This window comes from Rhodoferax sp. UBA5149, assembly GCF_002413825.1.
Classification (GTDB): domain Bacteria; phylum Pseudomonadota; class Gammaproteobacteria; order Burkholderiales; family Burkholderiaceae_C; genus Rhodoferax.
The window spans coordinates 1-5,807 of sequence record NZ_DHXT01000174.1; the positions used below are offsets into that span (position 1 = coordinate 1).

The window sequence follows — 5,807 nt, forward strand, 5'->3', positions numbered from 1 at the left end:
CTGAAGCCATGGCCCCGGTTTTGCAGACTGATGCCGAAGCCGGGCTCCACGCAGCCTGATCCAAAGCCCATGTAATTGCTCTGGATGAAGCTCACCATCATGCCGCTCTCGTCGGCCGCGCTGAGGTAAATCGTGCCCCCCTTCAGCGGATTTCCCGCGCCGAAGTTCTGCGCCCGGCCCATGTCGATCAGTTGGGCACGCGAGGCCAGATAAGCCCGGTCCAGCATCTGCTCCGCCGTCACCTCCATGCTGGACGGCTCGGCCACAAATTTGTACACATCGGCAAACGCCAGCTTCATGGCCTCGATCTGCAGATGCTGGGAATCGACGCCGTCCACCGGCAGTTGCTGCAAGTCAAACTGCGCCAGAATGCCCAGCGCCATCAAGGCGGCAAGGCCTTGACCGTTGGGCGGGATTTCGTGCAGGGTGTAGCCACGGTAGTTTTGGGTGATCGGCTCGACCCACTCGGGCCGGTGCGCAGCGAGGTCCTGCACGGTCAGGCGGCCACCGTGCCGCACCGAGAATTTCTCCAGCGCGTGGGCAATTTCACCGCGATAGAACGCTTCGCCCTGGGTAGCGGCAATGGCACGCAGCGCGCGCGCCGCCGCCGGAAATTGAAACAATTCGCCAACGGCGGGGGCGCGCCCGCGCGGCAAAAAGGCGGAAGCGAAACCGGGCAAAGCTTTGAGTTCGTCCACGGCCGCCGCCCATTTTTGCTGCACCACCGTGGGGACGCCATAACCGCGTTCCGCCAGCTCAATGGCGGGCGCCATCAGGTCGGCAAACGGCAACTTGCCAAAACGCTCGCTCAAGGCCACCCAACTGCTCACGGCCCCTGGCACCGTGACCGAGTCGATGCCGCGTTTGGGCGGCGCCACCGCACTGGCGCCGTAGCGGGTTCGAAAATAGTCTGGCGTCCAGGCTTGCGGCGCGCGCCCCGAGGCGTTCAAACCGTGCAGTTCCTTGCCGTCCCACAGAATACAAAACGCGTCGCTGCCCAGGCCATTGCTGACGGGCTCGACAATCGTCATGGCCGCTGCCGCCGCCACGGCGGCATCGACCGCATTGCCGCCCTTGAGCAACATGCGCAAGCCGGCCTGGGCCGCCAGCGGATGCGAGGTGGACACCACGTTGCGGGCAAACAGCGGCAATCGAACGGAACTGTAGGGGCTTTGGTAATTGAAGTTCATGGTGGGTCGTGGCGGATGGAGGTCATGCAGTATGGGCAATCAGGCTTTAAACACCTTGTTGTGCAGGCGACGCAGCGACCACCAGACCCCGAGCGCCACCACCGGAATGGTCAAGGCCGCCGTGCTCTCCGGGCTCCACGGCCAGCCAACCCCGTGCGCCCCCTTGGCCAGATAGCTGACCAGGCCCACGATGTAGTAGGTGATGGCGGCCACCGACAGGCCCTCCACCGTGGACTGCAGTTTGAGCTGCAGGTCTTGCCGGGAATTCATGGTCGCCAGCAGCGCCTGGCTGCTTTGCTGCTGCTCGATCTCGACCCGCGTGCGCAGCAGGTTGCTGATGCGCGACACCCGTTGCGACAGCGCGTCCTGGCGCCGGGTGGCCCACTCGCAGGTGCTGCGCGCGGGGGTCAGGCGGCGATCCATGAATTCGCCAATGGTCTGCATGCCCGGCAACGCGGATTCGTTGATTTCAACGATGCGTTTGTCGACCAACTCAAAATAGGCCACGCTGGCCGAGAAGCGCGAGTGGGTGGCGGCGTGCTGGCTCTCCACCTGACCCGCCAGTTTGGTGAGCCGGTCCAGCAACATCGGTTCTTCCGCCGCCGTGGCGCTGCGAATGGCACTGGCCAATTCGGCCAGCTCGCGCTCGGCACTGGACAGAATAGTCGACGCCTCGCGCGCCGCCGGCAAACCGAGCAAGGCCGCCATGCGGTAGGTTTCGATCTCCAGCAGACGCTGTACCAGACGCCCCAGTCGGCGCGGCGACATGTTCCCGGCCAGCAGCACCATGTGTGAAAAACCATCGGCCTGCATGGCGAAGTCGGTATAGACCTCGGCCACGCCACCGGCCACGCTGGACGCCAGCAGGGTGTCTTCCAGCAGCACACGCTTGACCAGCGTCGCGGCACCCGGGGCATGGCTTGACACGACCCACAGGTGCAGACTCGACAAGCACTGGCCGGGCAGCTTGGCGAACCAGTCTTGCGGCACCGCGTCCAGCGCCCGCTCCGGCTCTTGCTCTCCCAAGCACTCGGAGGACAAGGGGCACATGAAGGTCCAGGTGACGAATTCCGTGTGCAACTCCCAGCGAATGTGGAACTGCCCGAGGTCCATGCGGAAGTGGCTGGACTGCGGATCGGGCAGCGGCAGGTGATGGTCGTGCAGCAAAGTGGCCACATGCGCCCGGCTGGCCTCGCGTTGGGCCGCATCACACACCATGACCACATGCGAGATCGCCAGTGGCGCGGACAGGGCCTGGGGCGGGCGGGCGTGAATTTCGTTGTGCAGGGCCGCGCGTTGCGGATGCTGCTGCAGATGGTGCTTGAGTTGCATGGGGATTCCTTGGCTAGCCATTGTGCCGCACAGGAGTGAGTGCAACAGGCGCGCCTGTCAATCATCGGGAGTGCGCCCATGCTGGGCGCACAAAAAAACGGCACCGTCAGGTGCCGTTTCGCTCACCCCAGCTGACGGCGTGATTACTCTTCGACAAACGCCTCTTGCCGCTTGGCCTTGATGGCCGGCAGCAACACAATCACCAGCATCACCGCGGCCGCTGCCAGCAAGCCGGCCGACAGGCCACGCGTGACGAACACACTCCAGTCACCACGGGACAAAAGCAAGGCCCGGCGCAGGTTTTCTTCCATCATCGGGCCCAGAATAAAGCCCAGCATCATCGGCGACGGCTCCATCCCCAGTTTGTTGAAGGCGTAACCAATGAAGCCGAAACCCGCCACCAGCCAGATGTCAAAGGTGCTGTTATTGGTGGTGTAGACGCCAATCGCGCAGAACAAAACGATGGCCGGGAACAGCCAGCGGTAGGGAACGGTCAGCAACTTGATCCACAGGCCGATGAGTGGCAGGTTCAAGACGATCAACATGGCGTTGCCAATCCACATCGACGCAATCAAACCCCAGAACAGTTCCGGGTTGCTGGTCATCACCTGCGGGCCCGGCTGGATGTTGTGAATGGTCATGGCGCCCACCATCAAGGCCATCACGGCGTTCGGCGGAATGCCCAGCGTGAGCAGTGGAATGAACGAGGTTTGCGCGCCCGCGTTATTGGCGGACTCCGGACCTGCCACACCGCGAATATTGCCTTTGCCAAACGGAATTTCACCCGGCTTGCCCTTGATTTTCTTCTCCAGCGCGTACGCGGCAAACGAGGCCAGCAAAGCGCCGCCCCCCGGCAAAATGCCCAAGGCAGAGCCCAGAAAGGTGCCGCGCAAGACAGCCGGTGTCATGTCCTTGAAGTCTTGCTTGGTCGGCCACAAGCCTTTTACCTCGGCCGTGAAGACCTCGCGATGCTCATCCGGCAGCGCCAGATTCGAAATAATTTCACCATAGCCGAACACCCCCATCGCCACCGCGACGAAGCCGATGCCATCGGTCAGTTCGGGAATATTAAAACTGTAGCGAGTCACGCCCGAGTTGACGTCGGTGCCGACCAGGCCCAGCAGCAGGCCCAAAATGATCATGCCAATGGCCTTGAGCAGCGAACCCGACGCCAGGACAACGGCACCGATCAGACCCAAGATCATGAGTGAACAATACTCGGCCGGGCCGAACTTGAAGGCCAGCTCCGTCAGGGGCGGCGCAAACGCGGCCAGAATCAAGGTGCCGACACAACCGGCAAAAAAGGAGCCCAAACCGGCCGCCGCCAGCGCCGGTCCGGCTCGCCCCTGGCGCGCCATCTGGTAGCCGTCGATACAGGTGACGATGGAAGACGACTCGCCCGGCAAGTTGACCAGGATGGCGGTGGTGGAACCCCCATACTGGGCGCCGTAATAAATACCGGCCAGCATGATCAGGGCGGACACCGGCGGCAGCGCGTAAGTGGCGGGCAACAGCATGGCAATGGTGGCCACCGGGCCGATGCCGGGCAGCACGCCGATGAGGGTGCCCAGGACGCAGCCGATAAAGGCGTACATCAGGTTGATCGGCGTAAAGGCAACGCCGAAGCCGAGTGAAAGATTTGCAATGATATCCATGAGCTACTCTATCAACCCGAAATGAAAGTTGGCCAAACCTGAATCTGCAGCTTGAGCACCAGAATAAAAACAGCATAGCTGCCGACCGCCAGAATGATCGAAAGAATCAGGATTTCCTTGAGTTTGAACTCAGAACCTGCCTTGGCGCTAATCAGGGTCAGCGCAAAAATGGCAACGATCATGCCCATGGCCGGCAAGTTGATGCTGGGCAAGCCACCCAGCAGCACGCCAAAAGCCAGATTGGCACCAACGATATAACCGACCGGGCGCCAGATCCATTTGCCAATCTTCTCGCCATCCTCGGTTTCCACGACCATCGCCTTGAAGGTGATGACAGCCCCCAAAATAGCCAGCAAGACACCCAGCACGAGCGGAAAGTATCCCGGCCCCATGCGCGCGCCGGTGCCCACGGTATAGGTGGTCGCACCCCACGCAAAGGCACCCCCTATGGCCATGAAGGCGAGGCCGGAGAAAAAGTCTTTTTGACTCTTGATATTCATGGACTAGCTCCTCGTATAAATCCAACGGGGGTCATTTTGCATGGGAAACACGTGACGCAGACCTGCGACTTTCACTTAGGTCGCATCAGCGACGCGGGTCAAGTCAAAGGCGGCGTGGACGCCAGAATCTCTTCCACCACGGTCAGTCCCTCGGCCACCCGCAGCGCACCGGCGAGCCGCAGGGGACGCATGCCGTCGCTCACGGCCTGGCGTTTGAGCGCATCGCTATTGGGCTCGCGGTTGATCTTGTCCTTGAAGGCTTCGGTCACCACCAGCAGCTCGTACAGACCCATGCGGCCCATGAAACCGGTCATGCGGCAATCGACGCAACCGACCGGTTTGAACGGCTTGTAGCCGCCACTGATCTGCCACGGCTTGACCACCTCGGCCAGCGCCTCCCGCGTGGCTTGCGCGTCGGGCACTTTGCAGTGCTTGCACAGGGTGCGCACCAGCCGCTGCGCCAGCACGCCGAGCAAGGTGGCGTTGATCAGGTAGGACGGAACACCGAGCTCCAGCAGCCGCGTCACCGCCGACGGCGCGTCGTTGGTGTGCAGGGTGGAGAACACCAGATGGCCGGTCAGCGCAGCCTGCACCGCCATCTCCGCGGTTTGCTGGTCCCGAATTTCGCCCACCATGATGATGTCGGGGTCTTGCCGCATGAGGGCTCGCAGCCCTTCCGGAAAACCAAAATCAAGCTGCGGCTGCACCTGGGTCTGGTTGAACGAGGGCTCGATCATTTCAATCGGGTCTTCGACCGTGCTGACGTTGACCTCTTCCGTGGCGACGCGCTTGAGCGTGGAATACAAGGTGGTGGTTTTGCCCGAGCCGGTGGGGCCGGTGACCAGAATGATGCCGGTGGGACGTTTCACCAGCGCCTCCCAGCGCTGCGCATCGTGGACTGAGAAACCCAATGCATCGAGGTCCTTGACGGTGGTGTCCGGGTCGAAGATGCGCATCACCATCTTCTCGCCAAAAGCGGTGGGCAGCGTCGAGATACGCATCTCGATCTCATCGCCACGCGGATTGCGCGTCTTGATGCGGCCATCCTGCGGGCGGCGCTTTTCCACCACGTCCATGCGGCCCAGCAGCTTGATGCGCGCCGTCATGGCGGTGAGCACACCCATCGGCAT

Annotated in this window: 5 protein-coding genes; all 5 read right to left on the bottom strand. The window is 62.3% G+C overall.

Annotated features, from left to right (window positions below; genetic code table 11):
- The coding region (locus B3V69_RS15675; RefSeq protein WP_296447946.1) for a gamma-glutamyltransferase family protein at nucleotides 1–1,190 on the bottom strand (1,190 nt) is incomplete at its 3' end.
- Between the two features lie 39 nt (nucleotides 1,191–1,229).
- Nucleotides 1,230–2,522, bottom strand: coding sequence for a DUF3422 family protein (locus tag B3V69_RS15680; RefSeq protein WP_296447947.1), 1,293 nt, complete (start codon nucleotides 2,520–2,522; stop codon nucleotides 1,230–1,232).
- A gap of 143 nt (nucleotides 2,523–2,665) precedes the next feature.
- Nucleotides 2,666–4,177 (bottom strand): tripartite tricarboxylate transporter permease, encoded by a 1,512-nt coding sequence (locus B3V69_RS15685; protein ID WP_296447948.1) that lies wholly within the window; start codon nucleotides 4,175–4,177, stop codon nucleotides 2,666–2,668.
- A gap of 11 nt (nucleotides 4,178–4,188) precedes the next feature.
- Entirely contained in the window at nucleotides 4,189–4,677 is a 489-nt protein-coding gene (locus B3V69_RS15690; RefSeq protein WP_296447949.1) for a tripartite tricarboxylate transporter TctB family protein, read from the bottom strand.
- Between the two features lie 98 nt (nucleotides 4,678–4,775).
- The coding region (locus tag B3V69_RS15695; RefSeq protein WP_296447950.1) for a GspE/PulE family protein at nucleotides 4,776–5,807 on the bottom strand (1,032 nt) is incomplete at its 5' end.

Excerpts from the sequence above, each read along its gene's own strand:
- B3V69_RS15690 (WP_296447949.1), bottom strand. The coding sequence starts at position 4,677 with ATGAATATCAAGAGTCAAAAAGACTTTTTCTCCGGCCTCGCCTTCATG.
- B3V69_RS15685 (WP_296447948.1), bottom strand. The coding sequence starts at position 4,177 with ATGGATATCATTGCAAATCTTTCACTCGGCTTCGGCGTTGCCTTTACG.
- B3V69_RS15680 (WP_296447947.1), bottom strand. The coding sequence starts at position 2,522 with ATGCAACTCAAGCACCATCTGCAGCAGCATCCGCAACGCGCGGCCCTG.